Source organism: Leifsonia lichenia (assembly GCF_054780215.1).
In genome coordinates this window covers 521,434-538,016 of record NZ_BAAGWT010000001.1, presented here as the reverse complement: position 1 = coordinate 538,016, position 16,583 = coordinate 521,434, and the positions used below count along the sequence as shown (strand labels likewise).

Below are 16,583 nucleotides of genomic sequence, written 5' to 3'. Positions count from 1 at the left end.
GGAGTTCGGGGGCATCAAGAGGAATGTCGAGTGAATCTCACCATCCTGAGCCATCGTGCCCCTAGAGCCATTCCGTCAATCCTCCTAGGATGCGAAATGCGTGCAATACCTGACTTTGGGGGTCGGTTGGCGTGATGCGGAAGGCGAAGCGGTCGTTCCTGGGGAAGGTCACCAGTGGGGCACTCGCTGCGCTCATCGTGCTGGCGATGGTGCCGCTCACCGCCTCGCCTGCAGCCGCCGAGGGGCAGAGCCAGCTCAGCCTGACCAAGACGGCGTCGGCCACGACCGTCACGCCGGGCGAGACCTTCAGCTACACGCTGGAGGTCGGCTGCACCGCAGTGGATGTGGGAACCGGCTGCACCAACGCGACCCTCGTCGACACTGTGCCTGCGCAGTTCGAAGTGGTCGGCGTTTCGGTCGGCGCAGGACTCTCCGCGCAGACCCCGACCGTCGCGGGCAACACCGTGACGGTCGTCTTCGACTCGCCGCTGGACGACCCGCCCGGCGCGATCGGGCTGCCGGCCTCCGCCACCGGCACCGTCACCATCTCGGTCAGGGTGCGCGACGACCTGCCGTACGAAGACAGCGGCGTGCCCATCGACAACACGGGCGACCTGACGGCCACCAACCAGCTCGCGCCTGCGACCTCGACGGCCACCGTCACTCCGGACATCCCGCTCGACCTCGCGACCACGGCCACCAAGTCCTTCGACCCGACAGGCGCACCTGCCGACCCTGGCACCACGACCACGGTCACGCTCGGCGGCACGAACACGTCGAACGCGGGCGTCGACAGCATCGTGCTCACCGACCCCGGCGATCCCACTGCCACCCCCAATCCGTTCACCTACCTCGCGTTCTCGTCGTTCGGCGCCGTCACCTTCCCGCCTCCCGCCGACCAGGTGCAGGTGGACGTCTCGAACGGCACGGAGTGGTCGAACGGCACCCCGGGACCGACACCGACACTGCCGACGGGCATCGACCCCAGCCTCATCAAGGGCATCCGGTTCACCTTCACCAACTCGACGGGAGAACCCATCCCGCCCGGCTCGACAGGATCGGTCGACGTCGTGCTCGTGCAGCGGCCCGACGTCGCCGACCTGACCACGGCGACAGTGGTCTCGAACGACGTGCAGAGCACGGTCGTGCACGGCACGGACACCGCGAACGGAACGAGCAGCGCCGACTACACGATCCAGTCGAGCGTCGTCACAGTCGACGCGACCAAGTCGTTCGACCCGACCACGGTGGTGGAAGGGCTGCCGAGCACGGCCACAATCGGCGCGACGAACAACAGCGCCGTCCCGCTCACCGAGCTCACCCTCACCGAGCCGACCCAGACCGGTGCCGACCCGTTCGCCGGGGGCTTCCCAGCAGGGATCACGTTCGGCGGTTTCACCGGGGACGTGACCTGGCCGGCGGGCGCGACCGGCGTCAGCGTGCACTACTACTACACCGACGGCACGGACGAAACGCTGTCGTCCACTACCACGGACACGATTCCAGCACCGGATGCGTCGAAGTCGGTCACCCGTTTCAGCGTCACCTTCACCGGGGAGATGCCGCCGAGCGCGAGCGCGAGCATCCCGTTCGTGCTGGACACCGACCCGAACATCACCAACGACTCCCTCACGCTGACCAACAGCCAGACCGCCACCGGCACGTCGGCGTCCGGCTCGACAGGGACCGACGTCGCCACCGCCGACCTGACCATCCTGACCAAGCGGCTCGCCACGACCATCGGCAAGGTCATCAGCCCGACGGACATCGCGTCCAGCCCAGGTGAATACGTCACGGTGCAGCTCCCGGCCGGCACCAGCCCGAGTCCGGCATCCACCGTGGATGCGACGACCATCGTGGTGCAAGATCCCCCCGGCGATCCACCGACGCAGACCGACTGGTGGAATCATTTCAACGCCACCGCGATCACGCAGACGGCCGTCCCCGCCGGCGCCAGCCTGACCATCCAGTACTGGGACGGAACAGAGTGGGTCGACCTTCCCGGTGCTGTCGGCATCCAGGGCCCGACGACGCCGCCCGCGTTCTCGATGGACATCCCCGCGAACCTGCAGGACGACATTCAGGGACTGCGCTTCGTCTACACCGATCCGAACGGGTTCCCCCCTGGCGCGAGTGTCCAGCCGAACGTGACGATGTCGCTCCGGGATGAGCTGCGCGACGGATCGGGACCCGCGACGGGCACCGACGAGACCATCGAGAACTGCGCGGAGTCGTCGGCGACCGGCGTCGGCGGGGAGACCGCCGACACGGTGATGCCGTCACCCTGCCCGGTGGTGAACACCCATGCCGGCGGCCTCCCAGGCGGTGACGACTTCCTCGACAAGAGCTGGGCGGCCCCCAAGGTGCTGACCGCCCGCAGCGACGCGCAGACCACGGCGACACTGAACTGGTCGACCGGCGGTCGCTCCAACCTGAGCTCCATGGTCATCTCGGATGCGGCAGACCCCACCACCACGCCGGTCTCGCTCTCGGTGTTCAACGCCTTCGATCTGATCGGCGTCCCGGCGATCACGGCCGCGCAGGACCCGCTGCTGAAGTACGACCAGGTGACGGGCGTCGAGCTCTACAACGGCACAGGCTGGGTCGACGCGGCGAACGATCCGTGCCCCGCCGCCTGCATCGGCTCCTTCCCCGGCGTGACGCTCACGGCAGGCGAGCAGGCGTCGACCGTCGGAGTGCGCCTCACCTATGTCGAGAGCCCCGACAGGGCAGCGGTGTCCATCGGCGATCCGACCGCTCCGCCCGTCGGCTCCGGTGTGGCGAGGTCGACCGGCAACACCAGGGGCATCGTTCTCACCTTCCGGCTTCGCGACGATGTCCGCTCGCCGGTGACGACGCCGGATCCGGTGATCGCGACGCGCGTGTACAACTCCGATCTTCCCGGGGAGATCGTCAACACCGCGCGGGCGACGGGCACCTCCGCCGTCGACGGCACGACCGTCACCGACACCGCGGAGGACATCGTCCGGCTGCTGGACGTCCCCTTGAACGCGTCGCTCACCAAGTCGTGGGAGGGCGGACCGCTCGGCGTGCCGGAGCTCGGCACGGACCCGGCCTTCTACCCGTCAGGGCGGGTGACGCTGACCGGCACGAACACGACGGCGTCGAACGTCGACAACCTCGCCATCGAGGACCCGGCGAGCGGAACGCCGACGCCGTTCAACGTCTTCGACCTGGTCGCGATCGAGAGTGTCTCCGTGCCCTCCGGCGCCACGAGCTCCACGGTGGAGCTCACCAGAGTGGCGCAGAACGGCCCGCCGGTGACGACCGGCTACAGCATCGCGGACGCGCTCGCGCTGACCGCGTCCGAGCTGGCCGACGTCATCGGCATCCGGGTGATCCACTCCGGGCGGATCGATGCGGGCGCGGCGTCCGTCGTGGTCTTCGACACCCGGCTGCGGGCGACGATGCGCACGGACGGCAGCCCCGTGACGGCGGCGGCGGACTCGCCCGTCCAGAACACGGCAGAGGCGACGGTGAGCGACGAGGGCGGGGCGGTGGGCGGCATCCCGACCGTGCGGGCGAGCGATTCGATCGATCTGGTCGACGGCGAGCTGACCGTCACCGCAGGGAAGACCATCACGCCCGCGCAGCAGACGGAGCCGGACGACTCGGCCGTGACCGTCGCGCTCTCTGGGGAGCCGGGAGGGAGCATCCGGGCCAGGCGTCTCACGCTCACCGACGAGTCCGGCACCTTCTGGAACGCCTTCGATTTCCGCGGGTTCGCGACACCGCTCGTGCTGACCGCACCGATCGACCGCGTCCAGATCGACGCCTGCGTGGATCGCACCTGGGCCGACCCGACCGCCACCTGCGAGGCGGACGGCGGTCACTGGGAGCTCGGCGTTCGGCAGACGGAGGCCGACGCCAACGCGACACCGCTCCCCGCCGGAGTGACGGATGCGGACGTCGACGGCATCCGGTTCGTCTTCACCAGAGTGGACGGTTCCCTCTTCGAGCCCGTCCCGCGCCAGGACGTCGCCGTGAGCGCCCAGCGCCGCGCCGACCTGCGCTCCGGCGGGCCCGTGCCGAGCGACCTCTCCACCAACAGCCCGGCCCCGGGAGAGACCGCGGCCGGCACATTCACCAACACGGTGGATGCGCTCGCCGAGGGCACCTTCGACAACGGGGGAGCGCCGTTCACCGCCGAGGACTCGGCAACGGCCACCGAGACGTACGTCCACGCCACCAGCGCCGTCGCCGTGACCAAGTCACCGGCGGGGTCGCAGGTGCCTGGCGCGCTCATCCCGTACACGCTCACCGTCACCAACACCGGCGCGATCGCCGTGACCGACCCGGTGATCACCGACCAGCTCCCCACCGACGCCGACGGGCCGCTCCTCGTCTTCGATCCGTTCGCCGACCCCACCAGCAGCCCGTACAGCTACGCGCTCGCCGGAGCGGCCCCCGTGCCGCCGAGCGGACCGGCGATGCCGACGGACCCGGCGTCGGTGTCCGCGAGCGTCAGCCAGGCCGGTGCGCGCATCCAGTTCGCGTTCCCGCCTGGGACGGTGCTCGAGGTCGGACAGACGTACACGATCACGATCGCCCTGATGTTCCGACCTGGCCTGCCGGCGGGCACGAACGTCACAAACACCGTCGGCGTGACGGGCGATCGCCCGTTCGACGGGTGCACGGCTGTGCTCGACCCGGCGACGGGGGCGTGCACGGCGACCACCACCGTCACCGTGGAGAGCGCGGGAGCGCTGCGCGGCGTCAAGTCCGTGCGCGCGACGGACCCGGAGCTCGGGGTGGAGACCACCGTGCCCGGTGTCACCTGCACCCCCTCCGACGACGGCTTCTATGCGGGGCCGTGTGTGCCGATCACGAAGCCGGGCGGCACGGAGGTCTGGCGGCTGACCCTCGTCAACACCGGCACGCTGCCGATGGACAGGATGATCGCCATCGACAAGCTGCCGACGCCGGGCGACACCGGCGTGCTGACGCCGCTGCCGCGCAACTCCGAGTTCCGCCCGACGTACACCGGAACCTCCACCCTCGCGCAGGCACCGGCAGGAGCCGTGCTGACGGAGTACTACACGACGGATGCGACCCCCTGCGTCGACGACCTCTCCACCACCGGCGTCGCGTGCCCGCCCGGCGCCTGGACGCTGTGGTCGGCCGGAGTGGACCCCACGACGGTGACGGCGCTGAAGTTCGTCGTCGCCTTCGATCCGGCCATCGCCCCTGCCGACTCCATCTCGATCGACGTGACGACGCGCACTCCCGCGGTTCCTCCTGCTGCCACGACCGATCCGGTCGCGTGGAACACGGTCGGGGTGGCCGGGCGGGTGAACCCGAACGGCGTGCCGGCGGTCACCGCGCAGACGGAGGGCAACAAGGTCGGCGTCGCCCTGGCGACCGGGTCGGTCTCCATCGTGAAACAGGTGACGGGCGACGGCGCCGACTTCGCGCCGGCGACCTTCACCGGAGAGCTGCAGTGCGTCTCTGCCGGCGTGACGCTCGACCCCATCCCCGTCACCCTGATGCCAGGGACGCCGACGACGGTCGACGACCTGCCGTGGGGCGCCGACTGCACCGTGGTCGAGGACGACGCCGGCCAGGCCTCGTCCACCGCGACCCACGTGACTGTCGCGACCGAGGGCGACCCCGTGCCGGTGATCACGGTCGTGAACACCTACGACCTCGCCGGGCTCGTGGTCGTGAAGCACGTCGACTCGACCGCCGTCGACCAGAACGGCGACCCCATCCCATACGGGCCGTTCCCCGTCACGGTCGACTGCACGTACCTGGGCGCGCCCGTCTACGCGACGGGGTACAGCGCCGCCGACCCGATGGCAGCCGACCTCGCCGACGGCGGCTCGCTGACCCTGACCGGTCTGCCGGCCGGCGCCTCCTGCGTCGTGACGGAGACGGATGCGATGGGCGCGGTCACGACGTCCGTCACCACCACGACGGCCGAGGGCACCACCGGCCCGACGACAGGCGACAGCGCCACCGTCGAGCTGACACCCGACGCCGCGGGCGGCTCGACCAACACGGTGACCGTCACCAACGGCTACGACGTCGGTTCACTGCGGTTGCTCAAAGTGGTGGACGGCGCCGGCGCGCCGGACTTCGGCGCCGGACCCTTCCTGTTCCACATCACCTGCACCCTGGACGACGCCTCCGGCACCCGCACGACGTGGAACGGGAACGTGGTGCTCGGCGGCTCCCGGCCGCTCGAGTCCACCATCGGCGACATCGCGACCGGTTCGGTCTGCGACGTGACGGAGCCGGGCCAGGGCGGCGCGAACGGCTCGGCGGTCTCGCCGGGCGAGGTGACGATCGGCAGCGGCGGCATCGTCACCGTGACGGCGACCAACACGTTCCTCGCCGGAGCCATCCACGTCGACAAGGAGCGCGACGGAGCGGGCGCCGACCGGTACGGCTCTGGTCCGTTCACCGTCGTCCTCACCTGTCTGCGCATCGTCGACGGTGTTCCGGCGGCTGTGCCGATCCCCGGCGGCCCGTCTCGGACTCTGGACAGTGCCAACGGCTATGCGGCGGACTACCTGCTGCTTCCGGCCGGCGCGTCATGCGTGCTGCGCGAGACCGGCACGGGTGGAGCCACCGGCCACACGATCCTGGATGCGAACGGAGACCAGACGGGGCCGGTGACCGTGGTCGCAGGCGAGACCGTCACCCTGACCGCGGTCAACACCTTCGCTGTCGGGTCGATCCGCGTGACCAAGCTGGTCGACGGCGGCGGGGCGACGGAACGCGGTGGCGGGCCGTTCACCGTTCATCTCGTCTGCACGGCACTGACGGACGGACTCGCGGCCCCGGTCGTCATCCCCGGCGGAGCCGACCGCACGCTCTCGGCGGCGAACGACCTGACCGCGGAGTACGCCGAGCTGCCGACCGGGGCGAGCTGTGAGCTGACCGAGACGGCGGACGGCGGAGCGGACGCCACCTCGATCACCCCGAACTCCGGTGACGCGAGCGTGGGAACCGTCACGGTGGGCGACGGGGACACCGTTGATGTGACGGTCACCAACACGTTCGACCCTGCCGCATCCGGACTCTCCGACACCGGAACCGACGTGTGGCCGCTGCTGCTCGCCGGTCTCGGTCTCGTCGGAATCGGCGCCCTGGTGACCAGACGCCGCCGCCCCGCACCAACCGAGTCCTCTGGAAAGGACAACGCATGAAGCAGAATGATCCGGCTCCGAGCATCGCAGCAGCCAAGGAGGCTCTGGCGGGCGCCCCACCCCAGAGCAGCTCTTCGACGCCATCGCCATCACCGTGAACGGCCCGAAGGCCTGGGAGCTCGACCTGTCGTTCGACATCACGTTCAGCGACCTCGGCCGCAGCTTCCACCTCACGCTCCGCAACGGGGTCCTCATCTACGTCGAGCGCGAACCGAAAAGGGGATGCGCAGCTCCACTTCAACATCGTCGTCCCCTGATCGGCACGGCTCCCGGATGACCGACCGTCCGCCGCAGCGTGCGGCAGCACTCGCACAACCGACGCTGGTGCTGCTCACGCTCGCGGCGGCGGGGGTCGCAGCCTGGGCGATCTCGGCAGGACGGGACCTGCTGGCCCCGTTGCTGCTCGGGGTCATCCTGGTGATCGTCGCGCACCCGGTGCGGCGGCCGCTCGACCGGCGCGGAGTGCCGCGCTGGGTGGGGACGACGGTCGTCATCGCTCTCGCGTACGCCGTGCTGATCGGGCTGGCCGTGATCGTCGGCCTCGCCATGGCCCAGTTCGGGCACGTGCTCACCGACTACGCCGACGACCTGAAGCTGAGCTCCGACGCGGTCGCCTCGTTCTTCGGCGGTCTCGGCCTCGACGGCTCCGCGCTGCGACCCGATGTCCTGCTGCCGCTGCTGCTCGCCGCCGGCCGGTCGCTGCTCGGCCTCGGCTCGGCGATCTTCTTCGTGCTCGCCTACGTGATCTACCTCGCCGTGGATGCTGCGCGCTTCCGCGACCTCCCGCCGGAGGTGGCCGGACCCCAGGCCATGCGCATCCGCACGTTCCGCGACTTCGCGGACGGCACCAGCCGCTACTACCTGGTGAACTCGATCTTCGGTCTGATCGTCGCGGTGGTCGACGGCCTGGCCCTGTGGGCGCTCGGCATCCCGGCCCCGTTCGCCTGGGCGGTGCTGGCGTTCGTGACCAACTACATCCCGAACGTCGGCTTCGTGATCGGCCTGATCCCTCCGGTCGTGCTGGCCGTCGTGACCGGCGGCTGGGGCCTCGGCCTGCTCGTCGCCGCCATCTACTGCGTGGTCAACGTGGTGCTGCAGGTGCTCGTGCAACCCCGTTTCGTCAGCAGGACGGTGCGCCTCAGTATCACCCTGACCTTCTTCTCCGTGGTGCTGTGGACCGTGCTGCTCGGCCCGATCGGCGCGATCCTCGCCGTGCCGCTCAGCCTTCTGGTCCGCTTCCTCCTGCTGGGAGCAGCACCGGATGCGCGTCTCGCCCGTTGGTTGACGGGCGACGACGAGCGCCTGGTCGAGCCGGACGACGCCGCCTGACAACCGTCACGGGAACGGCACACGCGCTCACCGGGTATGAGGTCAGTCGGCGATCACCCGCGCCCGCCCGGCGAGGTAGCCGAACACCCCGAGCACCGCGAGCAGTCCGACGAGGATCGCGAGCGCCGGTGTCCACGAGCCTGTCGCGTCGTGCAGTGCGCCCGCGGCGATCGGACCAGCGGCGGCGAGGACGTAGCCGACGGACTGTGCCATTCCGGAGAGCGCAGCGGCCTGGTCGTGGTGCCGGGTGCGCAGGCCGAAGAACGAGAGAGCGAGCACGATGCTCGACCCTCCGGCGAGACCGGCCATGCTCGCCCAGATGCCGCCCAGTTGCGGCGCGAGCAGCACACCGAGCGCGGCGAGGGCGAAGAGGGCGGGACCGGCGACCGCCAGCAGGCGCTGATCGCGGAAGCGCGGGATGAGCGTGGAGGCGAGCAGGCTGCCCCCGATGCCGAAGGCGTTCAGCAGCAGTTGGTGCACACCGGCGGCAGCCGCATCCACCCCGGCCGCGCCCTCCATAGACGGCAGCCAGGTGATGAACACGTAGAAGCCGACCGACTGCAGTCCCATGAATGCGGTCACCTGCCAGCCGATGGCGGTGCCCCAGGGCGACCGTCCGCCTGCCGGGCGGGCGGAGGGCGTCTGGTGGTGCGGCTCCGGCAGGGCAACGTCGTCCTCGGTCGGCGGCACGACGGTGCGGCGGCGGAGCTGGGGCACCATGACCGCGAGGGCGATGAGCGCCAGGCCGGCCCACATCCCGAGCGGGAGGCGCCAGCCCCACGCCGTGAGCGCGGCGACGGGCACGGCGGCACCGGCTGCGATCGCCGCGAAGGAAGCCTGCACGGCCGAGTATGCGCCCGTGACCTGCCCGATGCGGGTGGGGAAATCGCGCTTCACGAGCGCGGGGAGCACCACGTTCAGGATGGCGATGGCGACGCCGAGCAGCGCCGTGCCGATCCACAGCAGCGGGAGTCCCGGCAGCGAGCGCACCACGAGGCCCACCGCCAGGCCGGCGAGCGCCACGCCGAGCGCGCGCTCAAGGCCGAGTCGACGCGCGAAGGCCGGAGCGACCGGCGAAACGAACGCGAATGCGAGCAGGGGGAGACTGATCAGGATCGACGCGGTCAGCGACGACAGCCCCAGGTCGTGCTGCAGCTCGGCGAGCACGGGGCCGACGGTGGTGATGCCCGCGCGCAGGTTGCCGGCGACGAGCAGCAGTCCCGCGATGACGAGGGCGGGGCGCAGCGGCCGGATGGCGGCGGGCGTCCGCGCGGTCCGCTGTGCGGGCGTGGGGCGGGTCTCGGTGCTCATCGGGCGTTCTCCTCGGCCTGGGCGTGCGCGACGCGCACCATCCGCTCTGCAGCGTCGGCGGCGCGGTCGGGATCTCCCGCCTCGATCGCCGCCACCAGCTCGACGTGTGTCGCGTCGATCCTGGCGATGTCGTCGGCGATGGCGGCGAGGTCGACCTCCGGCGAGTCCAGGTGGAGGAGTGCCTGATCGTTGCCGCCCGCCCCGCGGTAGAGCTCGGCGAGCAGCACGTTGCCCGAGGCCTCGAACACCGCGCGGTGGAACCGGCGGTCCGCCTCGGCGTACGCGGGCGCATCCCCGGTGTCCCGAGCCTCTGCACGCTCCGCGAGCGCCTCGGCCAGCACCTCTCGCTGGCCCGGCGTCGCGCGGGCGGCCGCCAGCCTGGCGCCTTCGCGCTCCAGCAGCAGACGCACCTCGAGCACGTCGGCGATGCGGTCGTGCTCGAGCCGCCGGGCGAGCGCAGGCGCCAGATCGCTCGTGGCGACGACGAACGTCCCGTATCCGGCGCGGGCGCCGAGCATCCCGGCGTGCACGAGCGAACGCACCGCCTCGCGCACGCAGCCGCGGCTGACGTCGAACTCCGTGGCCAGATCGACCTCGGTCGGGAGAAGTGTGCCGACAGGGAATTCTCCCTCGGCGATCCGCTGGCGCAGTTGGATTGCGATGCGTTCCGAGAGCGGAACGTTGGGGGCGAGACGAGGCATGACGGCCACGCTAGCAGCAAATGACCAAATGTCGGACAAAGTTGCCGAGTTGGCAATTCCGCCCGAAGCGCGTGCGAGGATGATCGCGTGAGCGCAGGTGAACTGGACATCGTGAGCGGACCCGAGCTGAGCGTGCGCCCGGCTGTCGCGACCCTCGGCATCCGCGAGACGGTCCCGTTCCGTACGATGCTCTCCAACCGGGACCGGATGCTCGCGGAGCTGATCGGCTGGCTCGCCGAGCACGACATCGAACCGACCGGGCCGTTCTTCCTGCGCCTCCACGTGGTGAACATGTCCGACCTGATGCAGATCGAGGTCGGCGTCGCCGGCGAGTCCGACGCCGCCGACGACCGGGTCCAGGCCGGGGTCATCCCGGCCGGCAACTATGCAGTGCTGGCCTATCGCGCGAAATCCATGGCGGCGAACAAGCTCCTGCACGCGTGGATCCGCGAGCACGACCTCGAACTGGACACCCAGCCGCATCCCGGTGGCGAAGTCTTCGCGTCCCGCTGCGAGATCTACCTGACAGACCCCCGCACGGAGCCGAAGAAGACGCGGTGGGTCGTCGAGCTCGCCTTCCTCACCCGCGGATGACACGGTCCAGCGTCACAGACGACTCGGTCACCGGGCGTCCGAGGTCCAACCCGAGCTGAGTTGGGGGTATGCGCGGGGCGGTGCACGCCGCCAGAATGGGCGGAAGGGCCGGGTTCGACGCGGTGCTCGGCTGACGCGATGGGGAGGTCTGCGATGCCGAACGGAAAGCCGAACATCCTGGTCATCTGGGGAGATGACATCGGGATCACCAACCTGAGCGCGTACAGCGACGGGCTGATGGGGTACCACACCCCCAACATCGACAGGATCGCCGAAGAAGGGATGCGGTTCACCGACTCGTACGGCGAACAGAGCTGCACCGCCGGGCGGTCGTCCTTCATCACCGGGCAGAGCGTGTTCCGAACCGGTCTCAGCAAGGTCGGCATCCCCGGCGCAGACCTCGGGTTGCAGGCGGAGGACCCGACCATCGCCCAGGTCCTCAAACCGCACGGCTACGCGACCGGGCAGTTCGGCAAGAACCACCTCGGGGACAAGAACGAGTTCCTCCCCACCGTCCACGGTTTCGACGAGTTCTACGGCAACCTCTACCACCTCAACGCGGAAGAGGAGCCGGAGCTCCCGAACTGGCCGTCGAGGGAGGAGTTCCCCCGGTTCAACGAGCTGGCCAGGCCCCGCGGCGTCATCCACTCCTGGGCGAGCGACACGGACGACGACACGGTGGATGGGCGCTACGGCCGCAGGGGCAGGCAGCGGATCGAGGACACCGGGCCGCTGACCAAGAAGCGGATGGAGACGATCGACGAGGACTTCGCTGCGGCAGCGCAGGACTTCATCGGCAGGGCCGTCGACGCGGAGACGCCGTTCTTCGTGTGGATGAACACCACGCACATGCACTTCCGCACGCATCCGAAACCGGAGAGTGTCGGGCAGGCGGGGCGGTGGCAGTCGCAGTACCACGACGTGATGATCGACCACGACAAGGTGGTCGGCTCGCTGCTCGACCAGCTCGACGAGCTCGGCATCGCAGACGACACCATCGTCATCTACTCGACCGACAACGGCCCGCATATGAACACCTGGCCGGATGGCGGCATGACGCCGTTCCGCAGTGAGAAGAACACGAACTGGGAGGGTGCGTTCCGGGTGCCGGAGATGATCCGCTGGCCAGGACACATCCCGGCCGGTGTCGTCTCGAACGAGATCGTGCAGCACCACGATTGGCTGCCCACCTTCCTCGCGGCGGCCGGGGACACCGAGACTGTCGAAGAACTGAAATCGGGCAAGACGATCGGCGACACGACCTTCAAGGTGCACATCGACGGCTACAACCTGCTGCCATATCTGACGGGGGAGGAGGAGAAGAGCCCGCGCAAGGGGCTGGTGTACTTCTCCGACGACGGCGACGTTCTCGCCCTCCGGTTCGACAACTGGAAAGTCGTGTTCATGGAGCAGCGCGTGCAGGGCACCCTGCAGGTGTGGGCCGAGCCGTTCATCCCGTTGCGGGTGCCGAAACTGTTCAACCTGCGCACCGACCCGTTCGAACGCGCGGACATCACCTCGAACACCTACTACGAGTGGATCTTCGACAACGACTACCTGATCTTCGCCGCGACGACGCTGATCTCCGAGTTCCTGGCCACCTTCCAGGAATTCCCGCCGCGGCAGAAGCCGGCGACGTTCAGCATCGACCAGGCAGTGGACAAGCTGCAGTCGTTCCTCGCTGGAGGGGATTGAGCTGAGCATTCAGGACGCTGCGGCCACCGTCGACGGGCTGGTGCTGGTCACCGGCGGCGAATATCGGATGGGGTCGGACGAGCACTACCCGGAGGAAGCCCCATCCCACAGGGTCTCCGTCGACGGGTTCTGGATCAGCCCGACCGCGGTGACCAACCGCGAGTACGCGGCCTTCGCACGCGCGACCGGTTACCGGACGGTCGCCGAGCGCCCGCTCGACCCCGCCGACTTCCCCGGCGCACCCGCCGAGAACCTCGTGCCGGGGTCGATGGTGTTCACGGGGACGCCGGGGCCGGTGGACCTCCGGCACCTGAGCCAGTGGTGGGCGTGGACGCCAGGCGCGAACTGGCGGCGACCGTTCGGGCCGGGGTCGAGCATCGGGAACAGGGCAGAACATCCCGTCGTGCATCTCGCGTACGAGGACGCGGAGGCGTACGCGGTGTGGGTCGGCGCGCGGCTGCCGACCGAGGCGGAATGGGAGTTCGCCGCGCGGGGCGGGCTGAACGGCGCCAGCTTCACCTGGGGCGACGATCCGGAGGCGCCCGGCGAAGCCCGAGCGAACTACTGGCACGGTGACTTCCCGTGGCGCGCGGTCTCCGGCTACGGATCGACGGCCCCCGTCGGCTCGTTCCCCGCCAACGGCTACGGCCTCTACGACATGGCGGGCAACGTCTGGGAGTGGACGTCCGACTGGTACGAGGGGTTCGACGGCGACACCGGATGCTGTGCTCCCTCGAACCCGTCCGGCGGCACCAGGGACGGCAGCATCAACCCTGCCGAGCAGTTCGCCGTGCCGCGCAAGACGGTCAAGGGCGGATCGTTCCTCTGCGCCGACAGCTACTGCCGGCGCTACCGCCCGGCCGCGCGCCGGGCGCAGATGATCGACACGGGGATGAGCCACATCGGGTTCCGAATTGTGAGGAGTGTGACGGCATGACCGCATCCACAGGGCGTCTTCCTTCGTGGCGCGACGGCGGCACGCTGAGCGCGATCACCGAATTCGTGGATGCGGTCACCAGTGGCCCCGATGCGATCCCCGAGGAGGAGCGCGTGGCTGTCTTCGACAACGACGGCACGCTGTGGACGGAGAAGCCGATGCCCACCCAGCTCCACTACATCGTGGAGAACTGGGCGGCGGAGGCCAGGGCCGACCCGTCGCTGGCGGCTGAACAGCCATACCGGGCGGCCGTGACCGGCGACTTCGCGTGGCTCGGCGCCGCGATCGACAAGCACTACGCGGGGGACGACTCCGACCTGCACACCATCATCGCGGCGCTGCTCGGCACCACCCTGGATGAGAGCGTCCACGACTATCAGGCGGCGGTCGCCGCGTTCTATCGCGACGCGAAGCACCTGACCCTGGGAAGGGCGTATTCGGAGACGGTGTACCAGCCGATGACCGAGTTGCTGCGCTACCTGGAGGGGAGCGGATTCACCAGCTACATCGTGTCGGGTGGCGACCGCGACTTCATGCGGCCGATGACAGCCGACTACTACGGCATCCCCCCGGAGCGCGTGATCGGCTCGGCGGTCGGTCTGCGCTACGACCAGGAGACGAACGACGTGCGTTACGGCTCCGAGTTCGGCTTCCTCGACGACGGCCCGGAGAAGCCCGTCCGGATCTGGAGCCGCATCGGGCGTCGTCCCGTGCTGGCGGTCGGCAACTCGAACGGCGACATCCCGATGCTGCGCTTCGTGCAGAAGCACCCGCGCTCGCTGAGTCTCGTCGTGCACCACGACGATGACAGCGGCCGCGGAGACCAGCCGTACGAGAAGGGTGCTGAGCAGGTGCTGGCGGAGGCGGAGGCCTCCGGATTCACGAGGGTGAGCGTGAAGGACGACTGGGCGACCGTGTTCGTGGAGCCGCTGGAGAGCTGAGCCGGGCAGCTCACCTCTGCGAAGCGACTCGACGATGACGGCGGGCGCACGCGACGATCGCCGAAGCCAAGGAAAAACCCCCGACATCCGCAGGGGATCGGGGGTTTTCTGTGGGAGCGGCTAGCCGGGCCCAACGAATCGGGGGCAACCGAAGCGCGCAGCGCTGAGGGTGGCAGCCTGTGCAGCCTCAACGAGGATCGAGTTCGTACACCACCCAGTCTGCGATCTCGAGAGCAACTCCGGCTAGGTCAAGTGCTCGTCGCTTCCGCACCGTTTCGCTTTGCCCGTGAGCGATCTTGTTTCGACGATCGACTAGGAACGAGAGTTCCCGTCTTAGGCGTTGGTCGTTGTCGTCAATGAATTGGTCGAAGCGATCTGCTCGGACCGGCTCAAGTTTGCGAAGCGTGTCGCTGATCCGCTTTGGTCCCGGATTCGCGCCTCTGAAGAACTGGGTACGGACGAAAGTGGCGATGATCGGGCTCGATTTGCTTTCAGCGAATGCGCAGAACGCCTCGTCGAACGTGAACTCGATGTGTCCGCACGCCCGCACAACCAAGAAGCGAGACATTGCCTGGTCAGTGCCACTCGATACCTCAACATCCAAGGCATCGACCTCTTCGATCAGTTCCTCTAAGCGCGTGCGCGATGTCGCTAGGGCGTACGACGGCCACGCTCCTGGCCACGCCATCAGGCTACGCTAAAGACCCGGTTGGCAATTCGAATTCGAGACTGCACGACCAACTCGTCCGCGGTTGATCTTGTCGTGGCCGCATCGAAGTCTGGGTCGGAGGTTAGTCGAGCAACGGCTCCGCTGACATCACTCGGTGAAAGTTCGCGCTTCGCTAGCTCGTGCATGAGGCCAACAAAAATTGCCTCGCTCTGAGCTGCATTAACCTGCCCGGACCCCTTTCTTAATGCGGGAGCGCCCGGGCCCGCTTCGAGAAGTTCAGCGGCGTGTTCGAACAGCTTGGACGCTTGCATGACCACGCTGCCCGGGAGCTCCCGGTGCTCGCCGGCAAAGTCGTTCAGGAACCCTTTAAGGGGCCTTGAGTATGTGTCAAGCGCAATGTAGAGCGCAATGATGCGGAGGATTAGCTCCTGGTCGCGGAGTCGGGGATTCTTCTTTTGCCCGTAGAGCTTCCGCCATGACTCGAGTGAATTCAAGCGTTCGAGTTCGCCGATGAGCGGGCCAGCATATAGAGCAACCCGAATCTCGTGTGGAGTTAGCTGGGTGCCTCCGGAATTCAGTCTTTCGAAGATTTGATAGACGGCTTCGAGCGACTGGCGGGAGCCGTCTGTGCTTACGACGGTCGCCTGAAGGAACGCGTCATCAAGCGTGCGCCGAAGGGGCTCGGGGAGTGTGTCGTAAGTGAGGCCTTTGAACTCGTCCGCCACATTCGCAAGTGCAAATACCTTCGAGTCGTGGACCCCTTTTCTGAATGCCTGGAGCGTCTTAAGGCGCTGCTGGCCGTCCAGCACAAGGTAACGCTTGTCGCTTTGCTGTCTCACCAAGAAGAGACCGGGGATCGGATACCCAAGTAAGAGAGATTCGATGAATCGGTCCATCTGCTTGCGAGTCCAGACGAAACCGCGTTGAAACCCTGCGGTTTCAATCGCGTCATCTTCTAGTCCGAAACTCGGAACAACGATGTCCTTCTTGTTCAGTCTTCTGACGAGGCCGTCAACGTCGAAGTCTTGCCCCGAGTAGCTAATCGGGGTGACTACAGCTTCCGCTGTCTCGAGGTCGTCAAACTCCTCATCGGTCAGTAGGAGTTCCTCGTCCGCGGGGCGTTCCTGCTCATCCTCGACGTCTGTCATGGCGATGAGCCTATCGTCGCCCGCGTTGGCTACTTGATCCTGTGTAGAAGATTTCGGGAAACCAGCCAATTGCTGATGCAAA

The 16,583-nt window shown here is 68.4% G+C and carries 10 protein-coding genes and 1 pseudogene; 7 read left to right on the top strand and 4 right to left on the bottom strand.

Annotated elements, in window-relative coordinates; all coding sequences use genetic code 11:
- Positions 1-134: 134 nt before the first annotated feature.
- The 3 genes and pseudogenes from ACYVGI_RS02530 (at position 135) to ACYVGI_RS02520 (ending at position 8,504) form a co-directional block, all read left to right on the top strand.
- Positions 135-7,175, top strand: coding sequence for a DUF5979 domain-containing protein (locus ACYVGI_RS02530; protein ID WP_460631079.1), 7,041 nt, complete (start codon positions 135-137; stop codon positions 7,173-7,175).
- 70 nt (positions 7,176-7,245) lie between these two features.
- A pseudogene (locus tag ACYVGI_RS02525) lies at positions 7,246-7,452 on the top strand (alkyl sulfatase C-terminal domain-containing protein); the annotation flags it as partial.
- Positions 7,449-8,504, top strand: coding sequence for an AI-2E family transporter (locus ACYVGI_RS02520; RefSeq protein WP_460631078.1), 1,056 nt, complete (start codon positions 7,449-7,451; stop codon positions 8,502-8,504). The pseudogene ACYVGI_RS02525 and the gene ACYVGI_RS02520, both read left to right, overlap by 4 nt.
- A 42-nt stretch (positions 8,505-8,546) precedes the next feature.
- On the opposite strand, the gene ACYVGI_RS02515 is transcribed toward ACYVGI_RS02520, so the two are convergent.
- Both ACYVGI_RS02515 and ACYVGI_RS02510 read right to left on the bottom strand, forming a co-directional pair.
- Complete coding sequence (locus ACYVGI_RS02515) at positions 8,547-9,815, bottom strand: MFS transporter (protein WP_460631077.1); 1,269 nt, start codon at positions 9,813-9,815, stop codon at positions 8,547-8,549.
- Positions 9,812-10,516: a FadR/GntR family transcriptional regulator gene (locus tag ACYVGI_RS02510; RefSeq protein ID WP_460631076.1), complete on the bottom strand. Its 705-nt coding sequence runs from the start codon at positions 10,514-10,516 to the stop codon at positions 9,812-9,814. Before ACYVGI_RS02510 ends, ACYVGI_RS02515 begins: the two co-directional genes overlap by 4 nt.
- A gap of 87 nt (positions 10,517-10,603) precedes the next feature.
- On the opposite strand from ACYVGI_RS02510, the gene ACYVGI_RS02505 reads away from it, so the two are divergent.
- The 4 genes from ACYVGI_RS02505 to ACYVGI_RS02490 all read left to right on the top strand — a co-directional run bounded on the left by ACYVGI_RS02505 (position 10,604) and on the right by ACYVGI_RS02490 (position 14,683).
- Positions 10,604-11,110 carry a GyrI-like domain-containing protein gene (locus ACYVGI_RS02505; RefSeq protein WP_460631075.1) on the top strand — a complete coding sequence of 169 codons (507 nt, stop codon included), beginning with the start codon at positions 10,604-10,606 and terminating at the stop codon, positions 11,108-11,110.
- A gap of 153 nt (positions 11,111-11,263) precedes the next feature.
- Complete coding sequence (locus tag ACYVGI_RS02500) at positions 11,264-12,805, top strand: arylsulfatase (RefSeq protein WP_460631074.1); 1,542 nt, start codon at positions 11,264-11,266, stop codon at positions 12,803-12,805.
- 37 nt (positions 12,806-12,842) lie between these two features.
- Entirely contained in the window at positions 12,843-13,742 is a 900-nt protein-coding gene (locus ACYVGI_RS02495; protein WP_460631476.1) for a formylglycine-generating enzyme family protein, read from the top strand.
- A complete protein-coding gene (locus ACYVGI_RS02490; RefSeq protein ID WP_460631073.1) occupies positions 13,739-14,683 on the top strand; it encodes an HAD family hydrolase in 945 nt (314 codons plus the stop codon). The genes ACYVGI_RS02495 and ACYVGI_RS02490 overlap by 4 nt, the downstream gene beginning before the upstream one ends.
- A gap of 187 nt (positions 14,684-14,870) precedes the next feature.
- Here the strand turns inward: ACYVGI_RS02490 and ACYVGI_RS02485 are convergent, their stop codons facing one another.
- On the bottom strand, positions 14,871-15,371 hold the full coding sequence (locus ACYVGI_RS02485) for a HEPN domain-containing protein (RefSeq protein WP_460631072.1): 501 nt from the start codon (positions 15,369-15,371) through the stop codon (positions 14,871-14,873).
- A complete protein-coding gene (locus ACYVGI_RS02480) occupies positions 15,371-16,501 on the bottom strand; it encodes a DUF262 domain-containing protein (RefSeq protein WP_460631071.1) in 1,131 nt (376 codons plus the stop codon). Before ACYVGI_RS02480 ends, ACYVGI_RS02485 begins: the two co-directional genes overlap by 1 nt.
- Between the last annotated feature and the right edge of the window lie 82 nt (positions 16,502-16,583).

Bases quoted from the DNA above. Each gene is read 5' to 3' on its own strand.
- ACYVGI_RS02485 (WP_460631072.1), bottom strand. From the start codon at position 15,371: ATGGCGTGGCCAGGAGCGTGGCCGTCGTACGCCCTAGCGACATCGCGC.
- ACYVGI_RS02480 (WP_460631071.1), bottom strand. From the start codon at position 16,501: ATGACAGACGTCGAGGATGAGCAGGAACGCCCCGCGGACGAGGAACTC.
- ACYVGI_RS02515 (WP_460631077.1), bottom strand. From the start codon at position 9,815: ATGAGCACCGAGACCCGCCCCACGCCCGCACAGCGGACCGCGCGGACG.
- ACYVGI_RS02490 (WP_460631073.1), top strand. From the start codon at position 13,739: ATGACCGCATCCACAGGGCGTCTTCCTTCGTGGCGCGACGGCGGCACG.
- ACYVGI_RS02510 (WP_460631076.1), bottom strand. From the start codon at position 10,516: ATGCCTCGTCTCGCCCCCAACGTTCCGCTCTCGGAACGCATCGCAATC.
- ACYVGI_RS02530 (WP_460631079.1), top strand. From the start codon at position 135: ATGCGGAAGGCGAAGCGGTCGTTCCTGGGGAAGGTCACCAGTGGGGCA.
- ACYVGI_RS02500 (WP_460631074.1), top strand. From the start codon at position 11,264: ATGCCGAACGGAAAGCCGAACATCCTGGTCATCTGGGGAGATGACATC.
- ACYVGI_RS02520 (WP_460631078.1), top strand. From the start codon at position 7,449: ATGACCGACCGTCCGCCGCAGCGTGCGGCAGCACTCGCACAACCGACG.